Source organism: bacterium (assembly GCA_031082185.1).
In the GTDB taxonomy this organism is placed as follows: Bacteria; Sysuimicrobiota; Sysuimicrobiia; order Sysuimicrobiales; family Humicultoraceae; genus VGFA01.
Map to the genome: position 1 here is coordinate 212,894 of JAVHLI010000001.1, position 23,486 is coordinate 236,379.

General features: G+C 62.0%; 21 protein-coding genes. 2 read left to right on the plus strand and 19 right to left on the minus strand.

Annotation, left to right across the window (positions count from 1 at the left end; translation table 11 throughout):
- Window positions 1-135: 135 nt before the first annotated feature.
- The 11 genes from RDU83_01110 to RDU83_01160 form a co-directional block, all read right to left on the minus strand.
- The gene (locus RDU83_01110) at window positions 136-975 is read right to left on the minus strand and encodes a hypothetical protein (GenBank protein ID MDQ7839607.1); all 840 of its coding nucleotides are present in this window, start codon (window positions 973-975) and stop codon (window positions 136-138) included.
- A 175-nt stretch (window positions 976-1,150) separates the two neighbouring features.
- Window positions 1,151-1,816, minus strand: coding sequence for a sugar transferase (locus RDU83_01115; protein MDQ7839608.1), 666 nt, complete (start codon window positions 1,814-1,816; stop codon window positions 1,151-1,153).
- 111 nt (window positions 1,817-1,927) lie between these two features.
- Window positions 1,928-3,796: a nucleoside-diphosphate sugar epimerase/dehydratase gene (locus RDU83_01120; GenBank protein ID MDQ7839609.1), complete on the minus strand. Its 1,869-nt coding sequence runs from the start codon at window positions 3,794-3,796 to the stop codon at window positions 1,928-1,930.
- Window positions 3,797-3,836: 40 nt separating this feature from the next.
- Complete coding sequence (locus RDU83_01125; protein ID MDQ7839610.1) at window positions 3,837-4,958, minus strand: DegT/DnrJ/EryC1/StrS family aminotransferase; 1,122 nt, start codon at window positions 4,956-4,958, stop codon at window positions 3,837-3,839.
- Between the two features lie 30 nt (window positions 4,959-4,988).
- Window positions 4,989-5,693 carry an acetyltransferase gene (locus RDU83_01130; protein ID MDQ7839611.1) on the minus strand — a complete coding sequence of 235 codons (705 nt, stop codon included), beginning with the start codon at window positions 5,691-5,693 and terminating at the stop codon, window positions 4,989-4,991.
- A gap of 870 nt (window positions 5,694-6,563) precedes the next feature.
- Window positions 6,564-7,784, minus strand: coding sequence for a glycosyltransferase family 4 protein (locus RDU83_01135; GenBank protein ID MDQ7839612.1), 1,221 nt, complete (start codon window positions 7,782-7,784; stop codon window positions 6,564-6,566).
- A 35-nt stretch (window positions 7,785-7,819) separates the two neighbouring features.
- Window positions 7,820-8,755 carry a GDP-L-fucose synthase gene (locus RDU83_01140; protein ID MDQ7839613.1) on the minus strand — a complete coding sequence of 312 codons (936 nt, stop codon included), beginning with the start codon at window positions 8,753-8,755 and terminating at the stop codon, window positions 7,820-7,822.
- Window positions 8,745-9,800 carry a GDP-mannose 4,6-dehydratase gene (gene gmd / locus RDU83_01145; GenBank protein MDQ7839614.1) on the minus strand — a complete coding sequence of 352 codons (1,056 nt, stop codon included), beginning with the start codon at window positions 9,798-9,800 and terminating at the stop codon, window positions 8,745-8,747. Before gmd ends, RDU83_01140 begins: the two co-directional genes overlap by 11 nt.
- A 358-nt stretch (window positions 9,801-10,158) precedes the next feature.
- Window positions 10,159-10,824 (minus strand): IS630 family transposase, encoded by a 666-nt coding sequence (locus RDU83_01150; GenBank protein MDQ7839615.1) that lies wholly within the window; start codon window positions 10,822-10,824, stop codon window positions 10,159-10,161.
- A 285-nt stretch (window positions 10,825-11,109) separates the two neighbouring features.
- Window positions 11,110-12,036 carry a glycosyltransferase family A protein gene (locus RDU83_01155; protein MDQ7839616.1) on the minus strand — a complete coding sequence of 309 codons (927 nt, stop codon included), beginning with the start codon at window positions 12,034-12,036 and terminating at the stop codon, window positions 11,110-11,112.
- Window positions 12,023-13,246 carry a glycosyltransferase gene (locus RDU83_01160; GenBank protein ID MDQ7839617.1) on the minus strand — a complete coding sequence of 408 codons (1,224 nt, stop codon included), beginning with the start codon at window positions 13,244-13,246 and terminating at the stop codon, window positions 12,023-12,025. Before RDU83_01160 ends, RDU83_01155 begins: the two co-directional genes overlap by 14 nt.
- A gap of 472 nt (window positions 13,247-13,718) precedes the next feature.
- On the opposite strand from RDU83_01160, the gene istA reads away from it, so the two are divergent.
- Together istA and istB are read left to right on the plus strand one after the other, a co-directional pair.
- Window positions 13,719-14,969 (plus strand): IS21 family transposase, encoded by a 1,251-nt coding sequence (gene istA, locus RDU83_01165; GenBank protein MDQ7839618.1) that lies wholly within the window; start codon window positions 13,719-13,721, stop codon window positions 14,967-14,969.
- Window positions 14,966-15,742 carry an IS21-like element helper ATPase IstB gene (gene istB / locus RDU83_01170; GenBank protein ID MDQ7839619.1) on the plus strand — a complete coding sequence of 259 codons (777 nt, stop codon included), beginning with the start codon at window positions 14,966-14,968 and terminating at the stop codon, window positions 15,740-15,742. Before istA ends, istB begins: the two co-directional genes overlap by 4 nt.
- Window positions 15,743-16,037: 295 nt before the next feature.
- Here the strand turns inward: istB and RDU83_01175 are convergent, their stop codons facing one another.
- The 8 genes from RDU83_01175 to RDU83_01210 form a co-directional block, all read right to left on the minus strand.
- A complete protein-coding gene (locus tag RDU83_01175; GenBank protein ID MDQ7839620.1) occupies window positions 16,038-17,336 on the minus strand; it encodes an O-antigen polymerase in 1,299 nt (432 codons plus the stop codon).
- On the minus strand, window positions 17,333-18,277 hold the full coding sequence (locus tag RDU83_01180) for a glycosyltransferase family 2 protein (GenBank protein ID MDQ7839621.1): 945 nt from the start codon (window positions 18,275-18,277) through the stop codon (window positions 17,333-17,335). Before RDU83_01180 ends, RDU83_01175 begins: the two co-directional genes overlap by 4 nt.
- A gap of 135 nt (window positions 18,278-18,412) precedes the next feature.
- Entirely contained in the window at window positions 18,413-19,555 is a 1,143-nt protein-coding gene (locus tag RDU83_01185) for an oligosaccharide flippase family protein (protein ID MDQ7839622.1), read from the minus strand.
- A gap of 35 nt (window positions 19,556-19,590) precedes the next feature.
- Window positions 19,591-19,920, minus strand: coding sequence for an oligosaccharide flippase family protein (locus RDU83_01190; GenBank protein ID MDQ7839623.1), 330 nt, complete (start codon window positions 19,918-19,920; stop codon window positions 19,591-19,593).
- A complete protein-coding gene (gene rfbD / locus RDU83_01195) occupies window positions 19,917-20,786 on the minus strand; it encodes a dTDP-4-dehydrorhamnose reductase (GenBank protein MDQ7839624.1) in 870 nt (289 codons plus the stop codon). The genes RDU83_01190 and rfbD overlap by 4 nt, the downstream gene beginning before the upstream one ends.
- Window positions 20,783-21,793 carry an SDR family oxidoreductase gene (locus tag RDU83_01200; protein ID MDQ7839625.1) on the minus strand — a complete coding sequence of 337 codons (1,011 nt, stop codon included), beginning with the start codon at window positions 21,791-21,793 and terminating at the stop codon, window positions 20,783-20,785. The genes rfbD and RDU83_01200 overlap by 4 nt, the downstream gene beginning before the upstream one ends.
- The gene (gene rfbC / locus RDU83_01205) at window positions 21,790-22,356 is read right to left on the minus strand and encodes a dTDP-4-dehydrorhamnose 3,5-epimerase (protein ID MDQ7839626.1); all 567 of its coding nucleotides are present in this window, start codon (window positions 22,354-22,356) and stop codon (window positions 21,790-21,792) included. Before rfbC ends, RDU83_01200 begins: the two co-directional genes overlap by 4 nt.
- Window positions 22,357-23,469: a glucose-1-phosphate thymidylyltransferase gene (locus tag RDU83_01210; protein ID MDQ7839627.1), complete on the minus strand. Its 1,113-nt coding sequence runs from the start codon at window positions 23,467-23,469 to the stop codon at window positions 22,357-22,359.
- Window positions 23,470-23,486 lie beyond the last annotated feature (17 nt).

Below are 23,486 nucleotides of genomic sequence, written 5' to 3' on the forward strand. Positions count from 1 at the left end.
CAAGCCTGGGTGACGGCACCTGGGGCAGGACCGCCCCGACGACCATTACGACCATCCAGGCCGCCGTGGCCACCCTCCACCAAAAGGTCCGGGTTGAGCGTAGATGCACTGCTTTGGGTCTTCCCTACTTGAGACTCAGCGTTCCGGTGTCTCCACGTCGAGATCCGCAGGGTAGTCCTGCTCGCCCCGATACTCGATGTTCTTGGAGACAATAGCCCTGAGGACCCGCTTGTCGTATCCGGCATGCTCCAGGGATCGCAACAGCGACAACGTGTCCTTAGGGAGGCACTTCCCAAAGAACCCACGGCTGTTGCCCCACGAGGCGGTGTGCATGGGACCCACGCGGGGGTCCAGCGTCCACAGATCCCGGGTTTCCCAGTACGGCACGCCCCATGCGGCGCACGCCTCCCGCATCTCGTTGGCAAACATGACTTTCCACGCGATGAACTCGTTCTCGAACGCCTTCACCGCCTCAGCGACGCTGGCCGACGTCACGCGGTACTGCTTCATGGGACCGGCTATGGGGGCATACAGATCAATCACGCGCTCGCAGTCTGCCGCGTCGCCACCGAAGATGTAGAAGGGGCATTCGATCTCGTCCCGCATGAAGCCGTACGGTACCCAGTAGTGCGGCTCGCCCACGTACTCGGGGGAGAACACTATCGACTTACCCGTCTCGGCCTTGAGCCTATCGGTTGTCCCGACGGGGATGGTCGAGCGGATCAGGATCGTGTCGGCCCCGATCCATCCGACGGCCTCTTCAGCAATTGATGTATCGCACGAGCCGTCCGGGCGCATGGGCGTGGGCACGCAGACCGCAACCATAGCACACTCGTTGATGTCGTTCCGGCTGCTGTGCCCCTTCGGTGGGTCGTAGATGGTCACCTCATACCGACGCCCGAAGAACGCCTCCATCGCCTGCCCGACGCGCCCATACCCTACGATGCCGATGCGAGCCATGCTGACCCGAGACACATTCCACCTCAGATGGGGGTTGTTGGATACCTTCTCTGCTTCGCTGATCGTGATGCTACCAGATGTGCTGCTATCGCGTAGGCCTTCCGCAGCGTCTTGTTCGTATGCCGTCTTGTGAGCAACTGGGTGTTGTGTCGATCGATGAAGGTCTGGACCGCCGTGCGCGGCCCGTTGCTTATCCCTTAGATGTCCTGTCAGGGGACTCTAATTTGGAAGGCTCCGCGTGCGAGCCCATGAACTCGGGCATCGTCTCATACCCGGGCGCGCTGACCCCTTCGCGGGATAGTACTTTGGGCAGCGTGGCCAGGACTATCCGGAGGTCGAGGGCCAGCGACCAGTTGTCCACATACCACACGTCCAGCCGGAACTTCTCCTCCCACGACAGGGCGTTGCGGCCGTTGACCTGCGCCCAGCCTGTCAGGCCGGGCCTGACCTCCAGGCGCCTGGCCTGCTCCGGCGTGTAACGGGCTACGTACTCGGGAAGCAGCGGCCGCGGGCCGACCAGGCTCATCTCCCCGCGCAGGATGTTTGCGAGCTGCGGCAGCTCGTCGATGCAGGTGGCCCTGAGGAACCTCCCGAGGGGCGTCAGACGCTCTGCGCTCGCAGTGAGGTCTCCTGCCAGATCTCGCGCCTCGGTCATCGTTCGAAACTTGTAGAGAATGAAGATCCTGCCCCCGATCCCGGCTCTAGCCTGCCGGAAGAGGACGGGAGGCCCCATGGAAAGCCAAACCGCCAGACCCGCCAGCAGGGCCACAGGGAGAACAACGATGCCGGCGGTTGCCGCGCAGGCCAGGTCAAACAGGCGCTTGGCGCGCGATCGCGCCGCAGGGGCGACCCTCACATGGCGTCTCGTGGCTCCCATCGGGTTCCCGGCCGTCTTCCAGGCCTTTCGCGCGAGTCCTGCTCCGCGCGCGCACTCATGTTGCGGTGGATGTGGGGCTGTGGGGCGCTGCTAGGCCTGCGGGGGGGTGTACTGAGGAACCAGACATCTGAGGGCTTCACGCAGCGCTTCCGGACGCCCATTCTCCGCCAGCGCCCGTATCGCCTCGACGTGCAGGCGCAGTTCGTCCACCGATGCGAACGGCTCGGGGCGTGCCGCGAAGATCTTCTCGTGCGGAGTCGGTGCAATGCCGTCATCGGACGCCAGCAGTTCCTCCGTGAGCTTCTCGCCGGGCCGGATGCCGGTGAAGACCACCGCAATGTCAACTTCGGGCTCAAGGCCGGAGAGGCGGATCACCTCGTGGGCCAGGTCGAGAAGCCGGATCGGCTTTCCCATGTCCAGGACGTAGACTTCGCCCCCGGGCCCGGCGGCCGCTGCCTGCAGCACCAGCAGAACAGCTTCCGAGACCAGCATGAAGTACCTGTGCATCTCTGGATCGGTCACGGTCACCGGGCCGCCGCCGGCGATCTGCTCCTGCCATGTGGGCACCACGCTTCCTCGGCTGCCCAACACGTTCCCAAACCGCACCGACATGAACCTGGTCGGTCCGTCACGGTTGAGCGTGGCGACGACCCTCTCGGCCAGCCGCTTGCTGGCACCCATGGCCGACACGGGATGGACGGCCTTGTCGGTGGATATCAGGATGAAGCGCCCGACCCCGAACTCCCTCGCCAGCCCGGCGGGCACCCAGGTTCCCCAGACGTTGGTCTTTACCGCCTCGGCCGGGTGCGACTCCATCAAGGGCACATGCTTGTAGGCGGCGGCGTGGAAGACCACATCGGGCCTGGTCGCTTCGAAGACCTGCCGCATTCGCGAGGGATCCCGCACATCGGCCACCGCCGGTTCCAGGCGTACCGAATTGCGTGCCTCACGGGCCACCCGCAGCTCGAGGTTGAACAGGCCGGTTTCATCCACGTCCACCATGACCAGCCGCCGCACGCCGAAGCCCACCATCTGCCTGCAGATCTCGCTGCCGATGGAGCCTGCTGCCCCGGTGACAAGGACGGTCCGCCCCCCCAGCATTCCCCGGATGGCACCGGTCTCCGTGCGGACCACCTGGCGGCCGAGCAGGTCCTCCAGTTGGACCTCACGCAGATCGGCGAGGGTGACGCCACCTCTCAAGACGCGATCGATCCCGGGTACTATCCGAATCTCCCGCACGCCCGCATCCCGCGCTCGTGCGACGACGTCCCGCACGACCTCCGGTGACGCTGATGGCATGGCGATCAGTACCGCCTCGGCGTGGTAGGTTCTGACGGCTTCCCCGATGGCCGCGCGCCCGCCGACCACCGGGAGGCCATGGATGAGGTCGCCGTGCTCACGGGGGTCGTCGTCAATGAAGGCGTAGGGGCAGAAGGGTGGCTCGGGCGAGTCGCGGAGTGCCCGGACCAACTGGTCTCCGGCAGCACCGGCGCCCACTATTATTGCGGCCCGGCCATGGTTTCTGCCGTGATTGCGGATGTGCAGGTAGATTCGCCTGCTCAGCCTGAAGCCGCCCACGGCCGCCAGGGAAAGGACCAGGTCGAGCAGCAGCACCGAGCGTGAGAACCCGCCCAGCACCGGGGTTAGGCGGAGCGCCATGACAAGCCCCGCGAAGATCAGCCACCCGGCGCCAAGACACCGGGCTAGGGTCAGCATATCCCCGAGGCTGAACCGCGACCAGCTCACCCCCTGCAACCGCCGGATCACCAGGAGTGGAAGCTTCGCTGCTAGGCTCAACGGGAGGGCGATCCGCAGATGGGCAATGACTTGAGCGGACAGTTCCCACTCAAACCGCAGCAACGCCGCAGTAATAAGGGCGAGGGCCAGCAGCATGGCGTCCCCGGTGAGGAAGAAGGCGCGCCTGCGGGTGTGGTAGGGGATAGAGAGGAGACTATACATGTCGGACTACAACTGATTGTGGTCGGTGCTGATCTGGCAGCTAGCGGTCAAGCGCACGCCGCAGGGCGTCTGCGGCGTAATCGAGTTCCTCGTCTGTGATCGTGTTGAAGAACGGAAGTGCTAGACACTGCCGCCCCGCCGCTTCCGTAACGGGGTACATTCCCTCTTGGTAGCCCATCTCTCTATAGAACGGCTGGAGGTGGATCGGCGTGAAGTAGGGCCGGCACTCAACGCCCTTGCCCAGGAGATCGCGCAGGACGGCGTCGCGATCAATCTCCGGGGCCAGCCGCACCACGTAAACGAACCAGCTCATCCTGGTCACCGCCGGGTGGATCCACGGAAGGCGCAGCAGGCCGCGTTCTGCCAGGGGCGCGAGTCGCTCAGCCCACCGACTTGCCACCGACTGACGCGACGCGATGATATCGTCCAGGCGGGAGACCTGCGCCAAACCCAGGGCGGCATTCATCTCGGCCATCCTGTAGTTGTAGCCGAGACGTTCGTGGTCCAGCCATCCCCCCTGCTCTGAGCGGCCCTGGTTACGCATGCTCCGGCAGAGGCGGTAGATCTCCTTGCTGTCGGTGACAATGCACCCACCCTCGCCGGTGGTAATCTGCTTGTTGGGATAGAACGCAAACGTCGCTGCCTCGGCCCACCGGCCGTTGCCCGCCGGCAACCCCTGGAATGCTGACCCCAAGGACTCGCAGGCATCTTCGATCATGAGCAGGCCCCTGCGTGAAGCGATCTCTCGGATCCGGTCAAGCGCTGCTGGTTGTCCGAAGACGTCTACGGCCAGGATTGCTCGGGTGCGCGGCGTGATTGCTGCCTCAATGAGATCGGGGGAAATGCAGAGAGTATCATCGAGGATATCGACGAACACGGGGGTCGCCCGTTCGTACAGGATGGTGTTGGCACTGGCCACGAACGAGAACGGAGTCGTGATTACCTCATCCCCTTGCCCCATGCCCAGAGCACGAACAACCAGGTGAAGCGCTGCCGTTCCGCTTGAGACCGCCACGGCGAACTGTGTCCCGGCCGCTTTGGCCATCGCTTCCTCGAACGCCACTAAGCGGGGGCCAAGCGCGAGGGTAGGACCATCGAGGATACCCAGAACTGCTCTTCTGTCAAGTTCTGTGATCTCGGGCCTAGACAGGGGTACCTTCACAGCGGCTGCTACCCTCCCTCGGCGAGGAATTCAGGGTCCTCCACCGGTATCGGTCTGTTGTGATGTAGTCTCGGTTTGAGGTGCGTCCTCCAAGGTCCTTACAGGTTTGGCCGGGACGCCCACGGCAACCACCCGCGGCGGAATGTCCCTAATCACGGTCGCGCCCGCACCTATGACGCTCCACTCACCTATGGTCACGCGGTTGATGGCGCAGGCGTTAAGTCCGAAGTAGCAACCGGTGCCAACAATCACGTCGCCGGCTAGGTTCACACCCGGCATGAGACTTGAGAAATCACCGACTCTCGTGTCATGTCCGATGAAACAACCCGGATTGATGATGCAGTTCCGGCCAATCCGGATGTTCGTTGTCAATATGCAGCCCGCGCATACTATCGAACCCTGTTCCACTCTGACGTGTCCCGACATTCTCACAGAAGGGTGCACGAGCGTCGCGAAGGGGAACCCCTTGTCTTCCAGTTCGCGCGCCAGTCGGTATCTGGCGCGCGAATCACCTACTGCGAGCACCACCCAGACCTGGCCCTTAAGGGTGTTAAGGTGCGCGACAGGTCCAAGGATTGGCACGCCCTCTGTGGTGTGTCCAGTGGCCCGATCGTCTACGAACCCGAGCAGCTCCCACTCCGGGCTCACTCCGTTGATTTCATCTACAAGCCAGGCCACCTCGCGGCCGAATCCCCCCGCACCGAAGATTACCAGTGGCTTAAGGTTCTCCACCACGCGCCACTCCCTTGGATAGGCTTGCTCTCTGAGGATCTGGGACTTGCAGTGGGTCCACCAACCCCGTCGCCGGCCCAACTCCGGAGTGTGGCGTGGCGATGGCGCGCTCGTGAAATGCCAGCGGGCCGGCGACCAACCAAGCACGCCCCTTTGTGGCGTGGCCAGGCGCGCTGATTCTCCGGATGAGAAGAACTGCGATGACGGTTGTTGTTATGATCTGCACGCTTATCGAGAGCGGGTCGTTGACCATATGCCGGACGTCTAATTCGAACCCGCTTGCGAGGAGGACCCAGTTCGGCAGTAGACAATTGTCAGCCCGGTTCGACCCATGCGTGCGCTGTGGTGCCAGCGCTGAGAGACAAGAAGACTGCGAGCTCTACGCCGGCACCCAGCACATCAACGGCCCACTGGAGCCGCTGGGCCAACACGAACTCGCTCCGAGAGTTTCATTTGACCACTTCTCGAATCACAGTTTCCAACTTAGAAGCTGGGTGGGAGAAGTCGTGGTTTGCCTCTGCGTACCGCCGTCCCCTCAGGCCCATCTCCCAGCGTTCGCGTGGGCTCAAGCGGCGCGTTTCTTGTACTGCCCGAGCCAGCGCCTGCGGGTTACCAGCGGGGACCGTGAGTCCCGCTCCAGCTGACGCAACACGTGCGCACGGCCGGGGAGGAGGACAATGGCTCGCACACCTCTGAGCGCTGGCCCCCAATCAACTGGACCGCTTAGAACACCCAACACGATGCCATCAACTCCGGCAGGGAGAAGCATAGCGCTGTCTTGCCGCCGGAGCGCGGATCGCACGGCGTGACCGCTTGCAGCGAGTGCCCTAACCAGGCGCTTCCCAATGAACCCTGTAGCGCCTGTGACAAGGATCAGCATCGCGTGACTTCCGTGCCGGACTGGTGGCCTTTGAGCCGGAGCAGGCGCGTGTACGTCGCCTCGATTCGAGCGAAGATCTGTCGTTCATCGAACAGCAGCTCCACCCGACGTCGCCCCGCCGCCCCCATGGCGAGTCGTCGAGTTTCATCTCGAAGAAGATCGAGGATAGCCACGGCGAACCTCTCGGGGTCCCCGGGTGGCAAGAGAATCCCGGTCTCTCCGTTCGCCACGACCTCGAGCAGTGCAGGGATGTCACTTGCCACGACGGGGACTCCCATTGCCATCGATTCCGCAAGGACTACCCCAAATCCCTCGCGCAGCGTGGGCAGCACGAAGAGGTCCATTGCGGCCATCTGCTCAGGGATGTCGCTTCGCATCCCCGCGAAGATTACTCGGTCAGCAATCCCCAGACGCTGGGCCTGTTGTTCCAGTGCTCGCCGCAGGGGACCGTCCCCCACGATGAGGAATCGAACCCGTTCGTTCAACGCAGCTACTCGGGCAGCAGCGTCGAGGAAACACTCTAGCCCTTTGTCGGGGACAAGCCGCGCTACTGATCCCACGACAGGCGCGTCGAAGGGGACCCCCCACTCTTCGCGGATCGCTGCCGGGTTGGTGCGCTGTCTCGAGAACCGTTGGAGGTTGATCCCCATCGGCACGGTGAGTATCTTCTCGGGAGGGGCGACCTGGTGGTAGAGTCCATCTAATCGGACCGCATCGGTGGGCACCATGACGAGGTCGGCCCACTTCGCGGCCACTCGTTCCATCCATGCATACACCTTGCGACGCATGGCAGGAAGATAAGGGTGGAACGGAAAGGCATATGCGGAGTGAATGATCACCGGGGCACGCGCGAGGGAGGCAGCAAGGCGCCCAACGAACCCGGCTTTGGTTGTCTGTGTATGTACGATTGCGAACCGCTCCTTGCGGATGAACCGGTATAGTTCGAGGGTCGCACGGAGGTCGCCGATCGGCTGGATGAGGCGTGGGATCGGGATTTCCTTCATCCGGAATCCGGCTGCACGCATTTCTTCCATCGTGACCCCGATCTCCTGATTCGGATCTTCCGAGCAGGCGATCGTTACCTCATAGCCCCTTGTCTCAAGGTAACTGGCAAGCGGGGCAACGAAGGCTCGAGCGGTTGACGGGACAGTACAGACATGGAGCACTTTCAGTATGGGGCATGCAATCATCTGCACGTGCCCTCCGACGCACATTAGCAGCGCTGAAAATGGCCGTCCAGCAATCCACCCTACCGATGTTCCAGGTACCAGTTGATTGTGTTCCGCAGCCCCTTGCGTAGGGGCGTCCGAGCCCGAAATCCGAAGAGGGCTTCTGCACCGGAGGTATCCAGACAGCGTCGGGGCTGGCCGTCGGGCCTTGTGGAGTCCCACTCGACGTCCCCTTTGAAACCCACTAGGCTGCGAATCTCCTCCACCAGGTCCCGAATGAGCACCTCGCGCCCGGTTCCCAGGTTCACCGGATCCGAGCCATCGTAGCGCTCCGCCGCCAGGACTATGCCTTCTGCTGCATCCTCCACGTACAGGAACTCCCGACTCACCTGCCCGGTTCCCCACGCCGTCACGACCCGACCCCCGCGTTCCCGCGCCTCCACGAACTTTCGGATGAGCGCCGGTATAACGTGGCTGGTCTCGAGATCGAAGTTGTCCCGCGGCCCGTAGAGGTTGGCAGGGATGAGCGCGATCCCGTTCAGTCTATATTGCAGCCGGTACGCCTGCACCATGGCGACCAAGGCCCGCTTGGCGACCCCATAGGGGGCGTTCGTATCCTCCGGAAAGCCGCCCCAGAGGTCCTCTTCGCGGAACGGCACGGATGTGACCTTCGGATAGGAGCATGAGGTCCCGATCAGCACCAGCTTCTCCACCCCACGCCGCATGGCCCCGTGGACGACGTGGAGGCCCATGGCCATGTTCTCGTAGAAGAACCCCCCCGAGTTAACCTGGTTGGCACCAATTCCCCCCACCCTGGCCGCAAGGTGGATAACGACCTCCGGCCGGGCATGGTTGAAGAGCCGCTCAACGGCAGGTGCTTGGGTGAGATCGTAGTCGCGGCTTCGCGGCACGAACACATCAGCCCCTCGGGACAGCAGTCGCGCCACAACGAAGGATCCTAGGAAGCCAGCCCCGCCGGTGACGACGACCCGACGGCCGGCCAGGTTAGTAGCCATGGCCTTCCATCGGGACGGCGAACCCCGCGTCCCGGAGTATCTTCTCGCGTCGCGCTAGTTCGAGATCCGCTTCCACCATCATCCGCACGAGGTCCCCGAACCGCACGCGCGGTTCCCACCCCAACACCCGCCTCGCCTTGCTAGCGTCTCCTTGCAGCACATCCACCTCAGCCGGGCGGTAGTAGTGGGGATCAACGGAGACGAAGTCCCGCCAGTCAAGTTCCAGCATACCGAAGGCCGCTTCACAGAACTCCTTCACGGAATGGCTCTCTCCTGTGGCCACGATGAAGTCACCCGGTTCTGGCTGTTGCAGCATCATCCATACGGCCTCGACGTAGTCGCCCGCGTAACCCCAGTCGCGGCGTGCCTCGAGATTCCCTAGGTAGAGGCGTTCCTGTAACCCCAACTTGATCCGGGTGGCGGCCCGGGTGATCTTCCTGCTAACGAAGGTCTCACCGCGGCGAGGTGATTCGTGGTTGAAGAGGATCCCGTTCACGGCAAAGAGGCCATAGGCCTCCCGGTAGTTGACCGTCTGCCAGTGGGCGAAGACCTTCGCCACCGCGTATGGGCTGCGCGGGTGAAAGGGCGTCTGCTCAACCTGGGGGACTTCCTGGGCCAGGCCGAACATCTCGGAGGAGCCGGCTTGGTAGTATCGGACGATCTTTCCCGTACGCATCTGGAAGTCGCGGACGGCCTCGAGCAGACGCAGCACCCCCAGCCCGTCCACGTCAGCGGTGTATTCCGGCTGCAAGAAAGAGACCATCACATGTGATTGAGCGCCCAGATTGTAGACTTCGTCCGGCTGGACGGCCTCCAGGACTCTTCGCAACCCTGTGCCATCCGTCAAGTCCCCGTGGTGCAGGAAGACCCGCGTGTCAGGATCATGGGGATCCCTGTATAGATGGTCGATGCGCCCGGTATTGAACAAAGAAGACCTGCGGATCATGCCGTGGATCTCGTAGCCTTTTGCCAGGAGGAACTCGGCCAAGTACGAGCCATCTTGACCGGTAACACCGGTAATTAGAGTTCGTTTCACGGGCAACATAGCAGGTCTCCTACGGTCGGGGAGTCGAGCGTACGCTTGCGTTCGCGGCCAAGTTGTCTACGCACGGCTTGTGGCGGTGCCCGAAGAGCGGACAGTGAAGCACCAAGCCCAGCCCCGTACGCGGTATCACGCTGGCGCGAGCGCACCGCGTTCATGCCCCGCGTCTAGCGCTGCTCTACAATGCTTGAACTCGTGCGTGATCGTCGACGCTGTAGCCGTCCAGATGAACGGGCGGGGATGCTTGTCCTTCTCCCGCAGGTACTGATAGATGGCCCGCTCCAATTCGCGGGCGCGGCGGAAGGCGCCGGATGTGCTTGCGGGTGAGTTTGGCAAACCAGCGATCCACCAGACTGAGTCACTACGACCCGGTAGGGGTGAAGTGGAGAGGGTACTGCGGGAGCGCCGCGAACCACGCCTGTACCCGCAGATGCTTGTGCGTACCGTAGTTGCCCAGGGTCAGGTGAATCTCGGATCGGCGCGGGCCCCCCCGTTCCACCCGCTTCAGGGAGACCGGGAGTTCCGTGTTGCGGTGCCGCGGCTGGCAGTGGCCGATTACTGTCCCATCCAAGACCTTGAGGGCTACAAACAGCGTCATGATCCCATGGCGGACGTAGTCCGGGGTCTGGCGCGTCGGGATCCCCGGCCGCAGCGGCGGGCTCGGCTGCGACCGATCCAGGGCCGGGATCCGGTTCTCTTCGTCCACGCACAGCACCAGCGCTTTGTAGGGCGGGTTGAGGTACAGCCCCACCACGTCCCGCAGATTGCGGACGAAGTTAGGTTCCCGACTCAACTTGAACGTTTCAGTTCGATGTGGTTGCAGGCCGTGTGCGTGCCAGATGCTCCGCGCGGTGGCCTCGCTCACCCCCTTCGTGCGCGCCATCCTTCGGGTGCTCCAGTGCGTCGCATCAGGGGGCGTGGCGTGCAGCGTGGGGGCCACGATGGCCGTTACCTTATGGGCCCCGATCTGCTTTCGAAGGCCCGGCCGGGGCGCGTCTTTGAGGAGGTCGGACACGCCAGCCTGCACATACCGCGCACGTCACAAGAGCACCGTCGGCCGAGTGATGCCCAACTGCTTGGCCAGTTGCGCGTTCTACCGCCGCTCGGAGGCGCCGAGCACGATGCGGGCTCGCAGGGCCACCTTCTACGCCGTGGTGCGACCATACATCAGGCCTTCCAGGAGGGCGCGGTTTTCAGGGGCAACGGCCAGAGCTTTGGCTGGTCTCCACGTTGTACTAGGACCATGGCACGAACCACCGTGATTGTTCAGTAATTTGCAACGCACTGCACAAGCCTCGCGACTGCCATACGCTCAAGGTCCATGTGGTGCAGAACCGGCGGGAGAGGTTTGTGCCTGCACGGAGTTCCAGACCCGGCGCCATGCTAGGATTTCTTCCGCCGACGCAGGTCCAGCACGATGGTGGAGGAGACGATAGTTCAAACCAGTACCGATGGCAACGATGTCCAACGCCGACGACACAAGCTGTTTGAGGAGCATCGGCGAAAGGGAAAGGTATGAGTCACCCTCGCTTTGGACGTACCTCAACGCCGACACCGCGAAGCTCCATCTCCTGCCTAGGTTTCTGCGGAGAGCGAGGGAGGGTTCTCGATAGCCTAGGAGGATGTCGCTGAAGTTCGCAAATCGACTTCTCTTGTGCGCCCTTAGGAGCAGCTCCTGGTCCTCGGCACTATGCGCACGGTGGTCGTAATAGTGCGCCTTGAACCAATCTAGCCGTCCCAGGAAGGTCGGGTGTATCATTCGAAACCCAGCGATCGGTCGACGACAGATTTCCTCGTGTCTCTCGGGGCAGCCCCTTCTCCCCAACGGCTTGCCATTGCTATCGAACACCATTGCGGCCGAGCCGACCAGGTCCACATCCTCGTGCGTATCCATATATGCTACCTGCAATTCAAACCTATCCGGGTATGCTACGTCGTCACCGTCCATACGGGCAAAATACTCTCCCCGAGCCGCTGCTATAGCCTGGTTAAGCCGGGCGGAAATCCCAAGCCACTGGCCGTCCGAGGATATCTTGATGCGCGGATCAGCGAATTGCCGGGCGATCTGCACTGTCTCATCCTGAGAGCCGTCATCTATCAACAGAAGCTCCCAAGAAGTGTATGTTTGGGCAAGCAGCGACTGTAGGGCCGGCTGTAGCGTGTCCTGACAATTCCGAACGGGCATGCCGATGCTTACTCGGGGGGAGCGTTTGTCCAATGCAGCGTCAACGAAGATCATAGAACATTCGCCCAGGCCAGCCCTCAGACGAGTAGGTACGGGCGCCGGTCAAGCGCCAACTCAACTCAAACACCAAACGCCGCGCTGCACGTGGCCCGATCGCCGAACCCCACGCTGCCGAGCATGCTGCGATCAACGCACGCCGCACGAGCATGAGTCTGCGGTTCACTCGGTGGCGATGAGAGGCTTCTTCAAATCTATCCCAGTCTATCTGGAACGTGGGCGCACCTTGGCCTGCAAGGTACTTCTGATGTTGGTTCAGCGCGAACCCTAATACCTGAACCAGTCGTTGATCATACGTATGGACAGCGCGTGTTCGCTCGTAGCCGGCCCACGCAATGGCATCCCGCTGAGCCGGGTGCGCCAGATAGTGCCGGATCTTGTTCTCCATCTCCTCCAAATCGCGGAAGACCGCAACCTCTCGTTCGCCTTCGTAGTACTGCTCCATGCCGTTTGCCCATTCTGTCAGAAGGAATCCGCCAGCACCGGGAACCTCAAACATGCGTGCCTTGATTTGGCTAGCCAGGGGGGACAGAATTCCTTGCCATGGCCGACCGCTGTTGGCGAAGTTCAGGCTGATGACAGAACTATGGATGATCCGCGGGATGTCCTCAGCGGCCACCGGTCCGTGTGGCCAACCATGTCCGAAGCAGGCTACGTCGATTCCTCGCCGGCGGAGAGCGTCAACCCAGGTCCGGCGCTTACCATAGGCAGTCCCCACGAAAGAGACAGAGAAGTGGCACTCCCCGGCCGACAGTGGTGGTCGCAGGCCCGCAGCGTTGGCCGCCCATTGGGTCAAGAGGACGTGCGAGATACCATCACGCTGGTAGCTCGAATAGGCGTCCGGGCAAGTGGTCGTGAAGGCGTGAAAGGCTGGCGCCACAAGTCGTGAGAACTGGGAATACTTCCAGGAATCATCCGTAGCCCAGTTGACGGTAGCCGCAATACCAGAGCCACGCAGGATCTCCCACGTTTCTAGCCAGATCTCATAGTGCGTGAGGACGGAGAAGACCACTTCTGGGCGATACTTGTCGACAGCACACAGCAGGGCGCGATTCAACTCGGCAAAGGTGCGATAGTGGTTTCGATTCCATGAGTCCAGGAAGATTACTTCATGGCCCAGGCGCCGTAGCGCTGGAATGAAGTTTGCATATTCGTATCCCTCGCCACGGGCTCTGTCTCCGTAGTTGTGCTGGCCAAAGACACACAAGACCCTCACACGAGATGTCCGGAGACTAGGCGCCTATGCAAAGCTTCGTATTGAGGCGCAATCTTGCTCCAGAGGTGCCTCTCTTGGAGCCGCGCTCTACCTCGCGCCCCGATCTCGCGGCGCAACTGCGGGTTTTCGACAAGAAGTTTGACCTGATTGCACATCTCAGCAAGGTCTCCTGCAACGAAACCGCCGACATGTCCTCGCACAGACCCAACATCGAACGATACCCAAGGGACCCCGGCAGCCATGGCTCCCAAGATGACGATGGAGTTAGTTTCCCAAGCGGTGACGGCAGTTTCGCAATTGCGGACAGGCATGCCGATGCTAAGCAGTGGACTGTCAGCGGTCATGCAATAATCCTCAGGTCGGGTCATCGAAAACTCCCCACCCTCCAACCCAGGAGAGGAGGGTGACGATGACGGCAGTGGACGAAAGAATCCCTGAGCAGAACTCGCTCCGGGAGGCTGAGATGATTAGTCGTGACCGATGGGAGGAGATTCACCGGCTTGCGGCCGGGCACGTGACCGTATCGGAGATTGCCCGACGCCTGGACGTCGATCGCAAAACCGTTGCGCGCTGTTTGCGCCAGGAGGCGTGGCAGCCGTATCGGCGATCGGCGTCGACAGAGACGCTGCTGACGCCGCACGTGAACTTCCTGCAGGAGCGCGCGGCCGCGGTCGGCTACTCGGCGCGGATCCTGTGGCAGGAGCTGCGACAGTACCATGGATATGTCGGCAGCTACGAGACGGTGAAGCGCTTCGTCCGGCCGCTGCGCGAGGAGGGTCTACGGGCCTCGCTGACGTGGACGCGGTTCGAGACGCCGCCTGGCGTGCAGAGCCAGATTGACTGGGGCCAGGCGCGCGTGGTCTTCGGGCACCGGCCGGTGGTGCGACACCTCTTCGTCCTCACCCTGGGCTTCTCGCGGCGGAGCTTCTACCTCCCATGCCTGGGCGAGACGCTCAGCGAGCTCCTGGACGCGCACGAACGGGCCTTCGAGCACTTCGGCGGCCACACGCGCGAGCATCTGTACGACCGTCCGCGCACGGTCTGCCGGCCCACGGACGGTGGCGTGATCTGGAACACGACGTTCCGGGCGTTTGCCGACTTCTGGGGCTTCGAGCCGCGGCTCTGCCGGCCGTATCGCGCTCAAACGAAGGGCAAGGTCGAGTCGGGCATCAAGTACTTCCGGCGCAACTTCCTTCCCGGCCGGATGTTCCGGGACGACGTGGACCTGAGCGAGCAGCTTGGGGAGTGGATCGCCACGGTGGCCGATGTCCGAGAGCATGGCACGACGCACGAGCGGCCGATCGATCGCTTCAGCCGCGAGCGGAGTGCGCTTATCGCCGCACCTGGGCACCGGGGCTTTCAGCTCGAGGCGACGCAGCCACGGATCGCCGCCGGCGACTACCTGGTCAGCTTCGAGACGAACCGCTACTCGGTGCCATTCAGGCTGATCGGCCAGGCCGTCGAGGTGCGTCGGCAGGGGGACGCCCTGGAGATCCTCCATCGCGGCGACCTGGTGGCTCGACATCACATGCTCGGTGGCCAGCATCAGCTTGCCATCCTCCCTGAACACGGTCCCGGGGCCCTCGCCCGGACCGCAAGGCAGCGGCGGTCTACACTGCCGGATCACCGGCGGCCACTGCAGGCTACCCCCGAAGTCGCTCACCGCGATCTCGCCTGCTACGAGGCAGTGTGCCAGATGGGAGGTGAGGCATGACGGCGGTCCAGCTCGAGCGCCTGCAGGAGTACTTGCAGCGACTGCGCCTGTTCAAGAGCCGGGAGCGGCTGGAGGCGTTGCTGCAGGACGCCACCACCAAAGAACTCTCCTATGCGGACTTTCTCGACCAGGTGCTCACCGAAGAGGTCACGGCGAAGACCACCAAGAATGTGACGATGCGCACCAGCCTCGCCCGATTCCCATTCGTCAAGAGCCTGGACAGCTTCGATTTCTCGTATCAGCCATCCTTGGATCGCAAGCAGATCCAGACCCTGAGCACCTGCCACTTCATCGAGCACGGCGAGAACGTCATCCTGCTCGGGCCACCGGGAGTAGGCAAGACGCACCTGGCTGTGGGCCTGGGGCTGCGGGCCATCGAGCGCGGCTACCGTGTGCTGTTCACCACAGCGGCGGCGATGATCGCGACCCTTACCCGGGCCCTGGCCGAAGGCCGGGTCGAGGACAAGCTCAAGGTCTACACTGTGCCGCGCCTGCTGATCATCGACGAAATCGGCTATCTGCCCATCGAGCGGGCCGGTGCTAATCTCTTCTTCCAGCTGATCAGTCGTCGCTACGAGCGCGGCCCGATGATCCTCACCAGCAATCAGAGCTTCGGGAGTTGGGGGGAGGTCTTCGGCGACCGGGTGATCGCAGCGGCGATCCTGGATCGCCTGCTACACCATGCGATCACCGTGAACATCCGAGGCAACTCCTACCGTCTCAAGGAGAAGCTGAAGGCCGGTCTGGTTAAGCCGACCGAGACCCTGGCGTAAGAACCAGGGGGTGGGGAGTTTTCCATGACCGCGGGTGAGGAGTTTTGGGTGACCCTTGACAGTGGACGCCCGTCGTTCATTGGATCTTCCCCCCCAAGCGGACGGAATGTCCTTCCGGCCAGCCTTCGCCGAGGAAGCTGACTACCGACGAACACCCGTGTCCCACCCCGTCCAGGTGCGCAAGGTGCCCCTCCTGGTTCAGCCAGACTGACGTCCCCCCGAGAAGGTGGTTGAGGTGCTCCCCAAGTTTGGTCCAGGCCTTACCCGTACAGCGCCACCTCCTTGAGGTGAATTTTCACCTTTGCCCTGGACCACCTTCTGGGGAGGACGTCAACACGCACGATCTAGTCTTGGTGCGTGCAAAGGGTGACCGACCGCGAAGCACGATGAGGTTATGGCATGTCCACCCAATTCCGATAGAGAATATGAAAGAGAACCTAATGAATTCGTTGTTCATCGGCGCCATTATTGCAGCGTAAGCAGCATACGAGTATGCGACGAGATTATGTAACGTCGCTTCCTTTCGAACGCGTTGGTGCAGCCAGGATGCAAGCGCGCCGGTGAAGAACGAACCGACGAGTGCACCAGCTATCCCGAAATCGAGCGTGTATACGTCCAGAAAGGTATAGGTGTTCATAGGTATCGGCGCGAGAATGGCGGGCCGAACTATGTCCGGGTAAGAGGGTATGATTGATAGTTTGTGAAGAACGAAGTTCAGTGCATCAAGTGAATAGAACCCCGGCTCCCTTGGGAGTGCTCCCCGAATAAGCTCTTCGTATGCCTTGACAGAGGCCCCGATGTAGGAGAGCAGGGATTCTGCTGGCGTGACTCTGGCGAGGGGATCAGAGAGGGTAAGAGCAGTCTGACTGAGGACCAAGAACAACCACATTGCCAGCGCCAAGCTGAAACACGCAAGGAGGACTCGTGCAGGTTGTGGTCGCCAGAGTAGGAGCCATGAGACCAATGCCGTCGTCGAGACGTGGAGAAGGGGGGTTCGTGTTAGTTTGGTAAGTGACGAGAGCAGGGCCGAGGCAAACACCAGTGCAATGAACGGTTTCGAGACAAGGCCCTTTCGCCAGAGCACTAGGCCGAGTGGGATGTACCATACATAGCTCCAACGCCAGGCCTCCAAGAACCACGGAAGATCCTCCTCCCGCAAGACCCCCATAAGGCGGAGCTCAAGGGTGGGGAGGAGAAGTCCGTAGAAGAACGACTGCAGTTGACGGCGCGACACTTCATACCCGATCGACAGCCATTGTAGAGCAACCAGCGCGAGGACCAATGACACCGCAGGGAGCGGGCGGATCTCGGGAATACGGCCGAAATTTCCAGCCTGACGGCGGCCGCCAGTGAGAACGCCCAGCGTCCCTAACAAGTACAACCACCAGGCCGCAAAGAGAACTAGAAGAGTCTCAGGATCCGGCCTGAGCTTTCCGGATAGTGCGGCCTGAGCAACCGACAGGTTGAGGGCCCATAGAATTGAGAAGAGGTAGGCGTGCGGAACCCAGCCCCGCCCAAGTCTCGTGACAAGAAACAGAAGGGCCGCTGCAACCAGGAAGCCAACCAAGTTGATCGACCACTGGTCTGCTGTCAAACTGAGTCCCGTCGAAGCCGTAAGAGGAGTTGGTAGACCGCCTTCGTTCCAAGATCTAACGTGCGGACCGCGAGGAGCAACACAAGGTGGACGTCCGAAACCAGTAGGTACTTGCGGCAGAAGTAGACCTCGCTTCGCACCTGTTCTAATCCCATCCGCAATCTAAACCTTCGCTGATTATGGCCAGTCGATGTCCCCTGAAGGTGGTCTACAACTGCCGAGGTGACTAAGCAGGTAGCCTTACCACGCTGGGCGATCTGCATGCCCAGAATCAATTCTTCGGAATACAAGAACGTGCCAGAGTCGAAGAACCCGATCCCCTCTAAGAAGTCCCGCCTTATTAGGAAGCAACAGCCGTTTATAGTCTCGCATACAAGGACCCGTGAAGCTTCAAGAGGCGCCAGATCAGCGTATACACTTCTATCAGCAAGTCTCCGAAGGAACGGGAGCCGCCGAAGCCACCAGCTATGGGCTACGAGGAGAGTACTAAACCCGGGAATTCGCCGGACTTGGATCTGTCTTTCAACAGGTGTGTTCGAAGGCAGAGTGTTGACTAGGGGTGAACAGGCTACCCGGGCCGAATCCTCTTCAAGAGCGTCGACCAAGGCCCTGAAAGTGGATGGCTGCGGAAGAATGACATCACTGTTCAGCACTAGGACATACTCTGGCCGTGGCAGGATACTTAACTTAGCACCCAGATTGTTGCCCCCGGAGTAGCCGAGGTTCTCCTCGGACCTGACAATGTGGAAGCTTCCTCCGTTCCTGCACAATGCCTCGTACTGATCGGAACTCGACCCATTGTCCACGACGACGATCTGAAGAGGCCGGTAATCCTGTCGGAGAACCGACTCGACCGTAGCGAGGGTCGATGACGTGGTGTTGTAGTTGAGAATGACAACGAGAAGCTGAGGGTACGTCAGGGAATCATCCTCGGTGTACACAGCCTGCACTACTTCGGCGGTAGGCAAACCCCAAGAACCCCGCCATCAGCTAAGAGATCCGGTCTCGCGGAGCAAGTGGCGCCGATGCATCGCAGCGTGAGATCCTAGCCTTCGGTCCCTTACGCCCGTTGAGCATCACATCTTCCGTCGGGACGCGCGCAGTTGCCCAAACGCTGTGGCGACCGCTGTTCGATCCCGTGTGTCGAGGATGGCGTTCCAGGCGAACCAGGCAAACGCGACAAGGAGCGTACCGAAAGCTACCGATTGCACTACCAGCGAGTATGCGCCCGTCAGGCTGGTTGTTACGTAGGCTCCTCCCGCTAGAAGGAGGAGGGCTATGCCGGGAAATGCTACCTTGCGGGCAAGGGTGAGACCTCGCTTGAGACCGAAGATTCTACCTGCGGCCAGGAAGAGCAGGCTCGCATCAAGGGTGACGCGGAATGTCCACGCTGCGGCAGCCCCCGTAACTCCCCAGCGGTGTATCAGAGCCCAGGCTGCCAGGACATGCACGGGTAGCTCAAGGACGTGGAACTTGGCAGGGATATCCGGTCGCCCTCTTCCTAGGAGGAGCGCATGTGGGACATGGGCGACAGAGTTCATGAAGACTCCGATCGACACGATCATAAGCACAACAGCGCCTCTCGAAGCGAACTCGGCACCCAGCCACAAGCGTAGGATATCGTCAGCGAACAGCCCTAGAGTAAGCGCGATGGGACCGACCGCGAGAAGGATGTACTTCACGGATCGCGCAAAGACCTCTTCTCCTACTTGATGGTCCCCGGAGCCCAGCAGGGTGCTGAATGCTGGGGTTAGCGCGGTTGCCAGCCCCCCGGGAATAAACAGGATGCGTGTGGCAGCTTCGTGGGGCGCAGTGTAGTATGCCATGGCTGCAACGCCGAGGAGGGAGGCTACGAGGAAGCGGTCCAAGTACGTCAGAAGGGGGTTGACGATGCCCGAAATCGTGATCCAGCCCCCGAATGCGAAGAGTCGTGGCATGAGATCACTACGAAAGGCCGGCCGTCGCAACTCAGGAATCGCCCTGATACTCATCAACACCAAGACAGCAAGCGCCACACACGTAGTGAGCACCATGAGGCCGATGATCCCTGGCAGTTGACAGCCCATAGTCAATCCCAGTAGTGGAATCAGGAAGCTCAGCACTCGAAGGGGTACCTTGACTGCGTTGAGCAGATCAAACCGTTGCGCGGCTTCTAGTGCCCCCGAGAAGGAGTGTGAGAGGAAGAGAAGTGGGACGGCCGTAGCAAGCCAGTAGAACATGGCCCGAGCTTCTACTGCGAGTTCCAATGGAATCTTCAGGGTACCAACGAGAGCCGGAGTGAGGCTTGCAAGGCCAACTGCAGCGGCACCACAGTCCAGACTATCGCCGATGCTGTCTCCCTTCTACCCTGCCCCAGAGCCTCAGCCCCGAACCTCGCCGTCGCTCGTCCAAGGCCGAGATCGAAGATGGTGGTGTATCCGAGGACCGCCCACGCCAGCGCCAGCAGGCCAAACCTCTCGGTGCCCAACCCCCGGACAACTGCAGGAATGGTTACGACACCGACCAGCAATGCCGCGACATTCCCACCGAGATTCAGCAGTGTGTTGCGAGCAAGCAGGTTGCTGGTGATCTTGAGACGCGTCACCTTTCGTCTTCCATGCATCCATGTTCGCGAAGGTAGTCTTGAAGAGCTTCCTGCCAAGGACGCATGGCGAATCCTGGGATTGCCCTCCCCTTCAGCGAGGAGTTCCTGGGGCGGCGCGCTCGTGTAGGGAACTCGCTGGACGGAACCGGGATGACCGACGTACTGATCTTGAGGTGCGCCAGTGCCTCCTGGGCGAACTCGTACCACGAGCAGCACCCGGCATTGGTCGCGTGGAAGACCCCGGTACAGCCCTCCGCCACCAGCCGCTCGATTGCCGCCGCCGCATCCGGGGTGTATGTCGGCGACATTACCATGTCCGCGACCACCCTCAGCGGCTCGCCGGCCCGGGCCCTGGCGACGATTCGGTCGAGGAAGCTGCCACCCTTGCTGCTGGCCCCACCCGGCCCGAAGAGGCTGGCAACCCGGACGACCAGCCACCGTTGGCAGGCCTGGCGGGTGAGCACCTCGCCAGCCAGTTTGGAGGCGCCGTAGATGTTGGGGGGGGTCGGGGGATCCTCTTCGGTGTACGCCCCGCCCTTGGCGCCGTCAAAGACATAGTCGGTGCTGATGTAGACGGCGCTGGCACCCAGGTTCGCGCAGGCGCGGGCTACATGGAGGGCGCCCAGAGTGTTGACCCGGAAGGCCTCCTCCGGTCGGTCCTCGCAGTCGTCCACCCGGTGGAAGGCCGCGCAGTTGATCACGACATCGGGGCGCAGCGGAGCCAGAGCCCTGGCGACGACACCGGCGTCTGCGACCTCCATCTCGGAATGGGTGAGTCCTGCCACCTCGCACCCGGGGGCGCTACCGAAGGTCCGCATGAGGGCGGTACCGAGCTGGCCGGCCGCGCCTATGATGGCGATCCTCATGCCTGCTCCTTCCCCTCCAAACGCTTGAGGAAGGCGCCTCTTTCAGCGAGGTGCCTGTACCATCCCACGGTGATCGTGCGAGGGTCGTGGGGATCGACCTGCTTAGACCGCAGGGCCTCGTGTACCTCCGTAGCACCATCGGCCGGGGAGTGCGTGGGCTGATACCCTAGAACCTCGTGAATCTTCCTGAAGCTGACGCGGTACGAGCGGTGGTCGGGGAGACCGTACCATTCAAACTGGAACGGCAGGCCGAGGGCCTCGGCGACGCCGCGGGCCAGGGGCAGGATTTGGCAGTTCTGCTCGTCTGCGCCCACATTAAAGATCTGGCCGTCGATGTGCTCGGCTGGGGCCTCCAGCGCTAGCAGCATCGCGCGGCATGTATCGCGCACGTGGACGAAGGGCCGCCACTGGGTGCCGTCCTGGAGGACTGGAATCGTACCGGTGAGATAGAGTCCGCGCACCATCCCGTTGATGGCCAGATCGAAGCGCATACGGGCGGACAGCCCGTAGACAGTCGCCTGGCGCAGTACCGTGACGCAGAGCCGGTCGCCGGTGAAGGAGAGGATGTCGCTCTCCGCCTGGAGGTTGGCTTTTGCGTAAGTCGTCAAGGGGTTGGGCGGCGACGTCTCGTCGAGAAGGCCGTCCTGAAAGCCGTAGATGCTGCATGACGATGGGAACACATAGCGTCGGACTCCCGCGGCCCGAGCCAAGCGGGCGACGCGAACCCGGGCTCGGTGGTTGACCTGCCAGGTGAGCTCGGGGTCCAGTTCGCCTGCCGGGTCGTTGGAGAGCGCGGCCAGGTCGACCACCGCGTCGACGCCCTCCAGGTGGCCGATCTCCAGGTGGCGGACATCCTCGGTCACTATGCGTAGCCGTTCATGCATCGGCAACGTGGGGCCGAAGAGGAACCGGTCGACCGCGATCACGGTCCGACCCTCCTCAAGCAGCATCCGGGCAAGAACGGATCCGATGTAACCGCCAGCGCCTGTGACGAGTACCGTCGTCATGTGTCTCCCCCGTGGACGAAGTCGATGTCGGCGTCCCGCAGCGCGGGCATGCGGGCGTCCTTCTCGGACAGCACTGGAGCCGCCACCGGCCATGAGATTGCCAAGTCCGGGTCGTCCCAGCGGATTCCCCGGTCGTACTCAGGAGCGTATTCGGCTGTTACCTTGTACAACACATCGGCTTCATCGGTGAGTGCGCAGAAACCGTGAGCGAAGCCTTCTGGCACGTACAGCATAGTGTGGTTCTCGTCCGATAGAATCACGCCAACCCACCGGCCGAAAGTGGGCGAGCCACGACGGATGTCGACAGCCACGTCGAAGATCTCGCCACGGAGCACCATGACAAGTTTACCCTGGGCATACGGGGTCTTCTGGTAGTGGAGACCCCGCAGCACGCTGCGGGTCGAGCGGGAGAAATTGTCCTGCAAGAACCCCTGGGGGATTCCACTGGCGGCGAACTGAGACATCCGGTAGGACTCCATGAAGTACCCGCGCGGGTCGGGGAAGGCCCGAGCTCGCACCAGTATGACTTCGGGAATGGCCTGAGGCTCGAATTCGAACGGCATCTAGAGCAACACCTCCGCGTCATCGCCGACCATGATGCGCAGCGCCTGGTTGTTGCCGCCCGGCCTCCGCACCGAGGCCCCCCGGCCGAGGATGCTGTCCTCCAACCGCTGCACGCCTTCCAGGCAGACCTTGTCGAGGAGCACACAGTGCTCGACCGAGGAGCGGCGAATTTGACAGCCGCGGCCTACGCTTGTGAAGGGCCCCACGTAGGCGTCCTCGATGAGCGCGTCTGAACCCACGACCGCGGGCCCCCGGATAGTGCTCCGGTGAACCGCGCAGCCAGGTTCAAGCAGGACGCGGCCGACGATATTGCTCTCACCATCGACCGTGCCTCGGATATCTCGCTGGACGAAGTCGTCCAGCACGACGCGGTTAGCTTCCAACAGATCGTCCTTCTTCCCGGTGTCCAGCCACCAGCCATCAAGGGTAGCGCTGCACACATGTCGACCCCGGTCCACCAGGCGCTGGATGGCATCGGTGATCTCCAGTTCTCCCCTCCAGGACGGTTCGATTTCATCGATCGCCTCATGGATGCGGGCGGCGAAGATGTACACGCCGACGAGGGCAAGATTACTGGGCGGCACTTGAGGTTTCTCCATCAGCCTCTTGACCCGACCGTGGCCGTCTAACACCCCGACACCGAACATGCGGGGGTCTGAGACCTCCTTCAGTAGAACCAGAGCGTCCGCATCCCTCGACCGGAACTCCTCAACGTAGGATCGAATACCCTGACCAATTAGGTTGTCGCCCAGGTACATAACGAACGGATCGTCCTGGAGGAAGTCCCGGGCCACCTTCACGGCGTGGGCCAAGCCCAGGGGAGAAGATTGCTCGATGAACGTGAGGGCGAGATCCAGCCCCGCAGCAGTGACTGCTTTTCTTACCTGCGCACCGGTCTCTGGAGAGATCACGATTCCGACGTCTCGGATTCCCGCCTCGCGGATGTGCTCCAACACGTAGAATAGAATTGGCCGGTTCGCGACGGGGATCAGCTGCTTGGCCATCGTGAAAGTCAGGGGGCGAAGACGTGTTCCTCTTCCCCCTGCCAATACAAGCCCCTTCACGTGCGTATCACTTGGCCCGCCCAGACTTGTGCTGTCGCGCGTTTGCACAATGTGACTGCAGCGCC

Bases quoted from the DNA above. Each gene is read 5' to 3' on its own strand.
- RDU83_01185 (MDQ7839622.1), bottom strand. From the start codon at position 19,555: ATGTTCTACTGGCTTGCTACGGCCGTCCCACTTCTCTTCCTCTCACAC.
- RDU83_01135 (MDQ7839612.1), bottom strand. From the start codon at position 7,784: ATGTGCGTCGGAGGGCACGTGCAGATGATTGCATGCCCCATACTGAAA.
- RDU83_01120 (MDQ7839609.1), bottom strand. From the start codon at position 3,796: ATGTATAGTCTCCTCTCTATCCCCTACCACACCCGCAGGCGCGCCTTC.
- gmd (MDQ7839614.1), bottom strand. From the start codon at position 9,800: ATGTTGCCCGTGAAACGAACTCTAATTACCGGTGTTACCGGTCAAGAT.
- RDU83_01200 (MDQ7839625.1), bottom strand. From the start codon at position 21,793: ATGACGACGGTACTCGTCACAGGCGCTGGCGGTTACATCGGATCCGTT.
- RDU83_01140 (MDQ7839613.1), bottom strand. From the start codon at position 8,755: ATGGCTACTAACCTGGCCGGCCGTCGGGTCGTCGTCACCGGCGGGGCT.
- rfbC (MDQ7839626.1), bottom strand. From the start codon at position 22,356: ATGCCGTTCGAATTCGAGCCTCAGGCCATTCCCGAAGTCATACTGGTG.
- istB (MDQ7839619.1), top strand. From the start codon at position 14,966: ATGACGGCGGTCCAGCTCGAGCGCCTGCAGGAGTACTTGCAGCGACTG.
- istA (MDQ7839618.1), top strand. From the start codon at position 13,719: ATGATTAGTCGTGACCGATGGGAGGAGATTCACCGGCTTGCGGCCGGG.
- RDU83_01155 (MDQ7839616.1), bottom strand. From the start codon at position 12,036: ATGATCTTCGTTGACGCTGCATTGGACAAACGCTCCCCCCGAGTAAGC.
- rfbD (MDQ7839624.1), bottom strand. From the start codon at position 20,786: ATGAGGATCGCCATCATAGGCGCGGCCGGCCAGCTCGGTACCGCCCTC.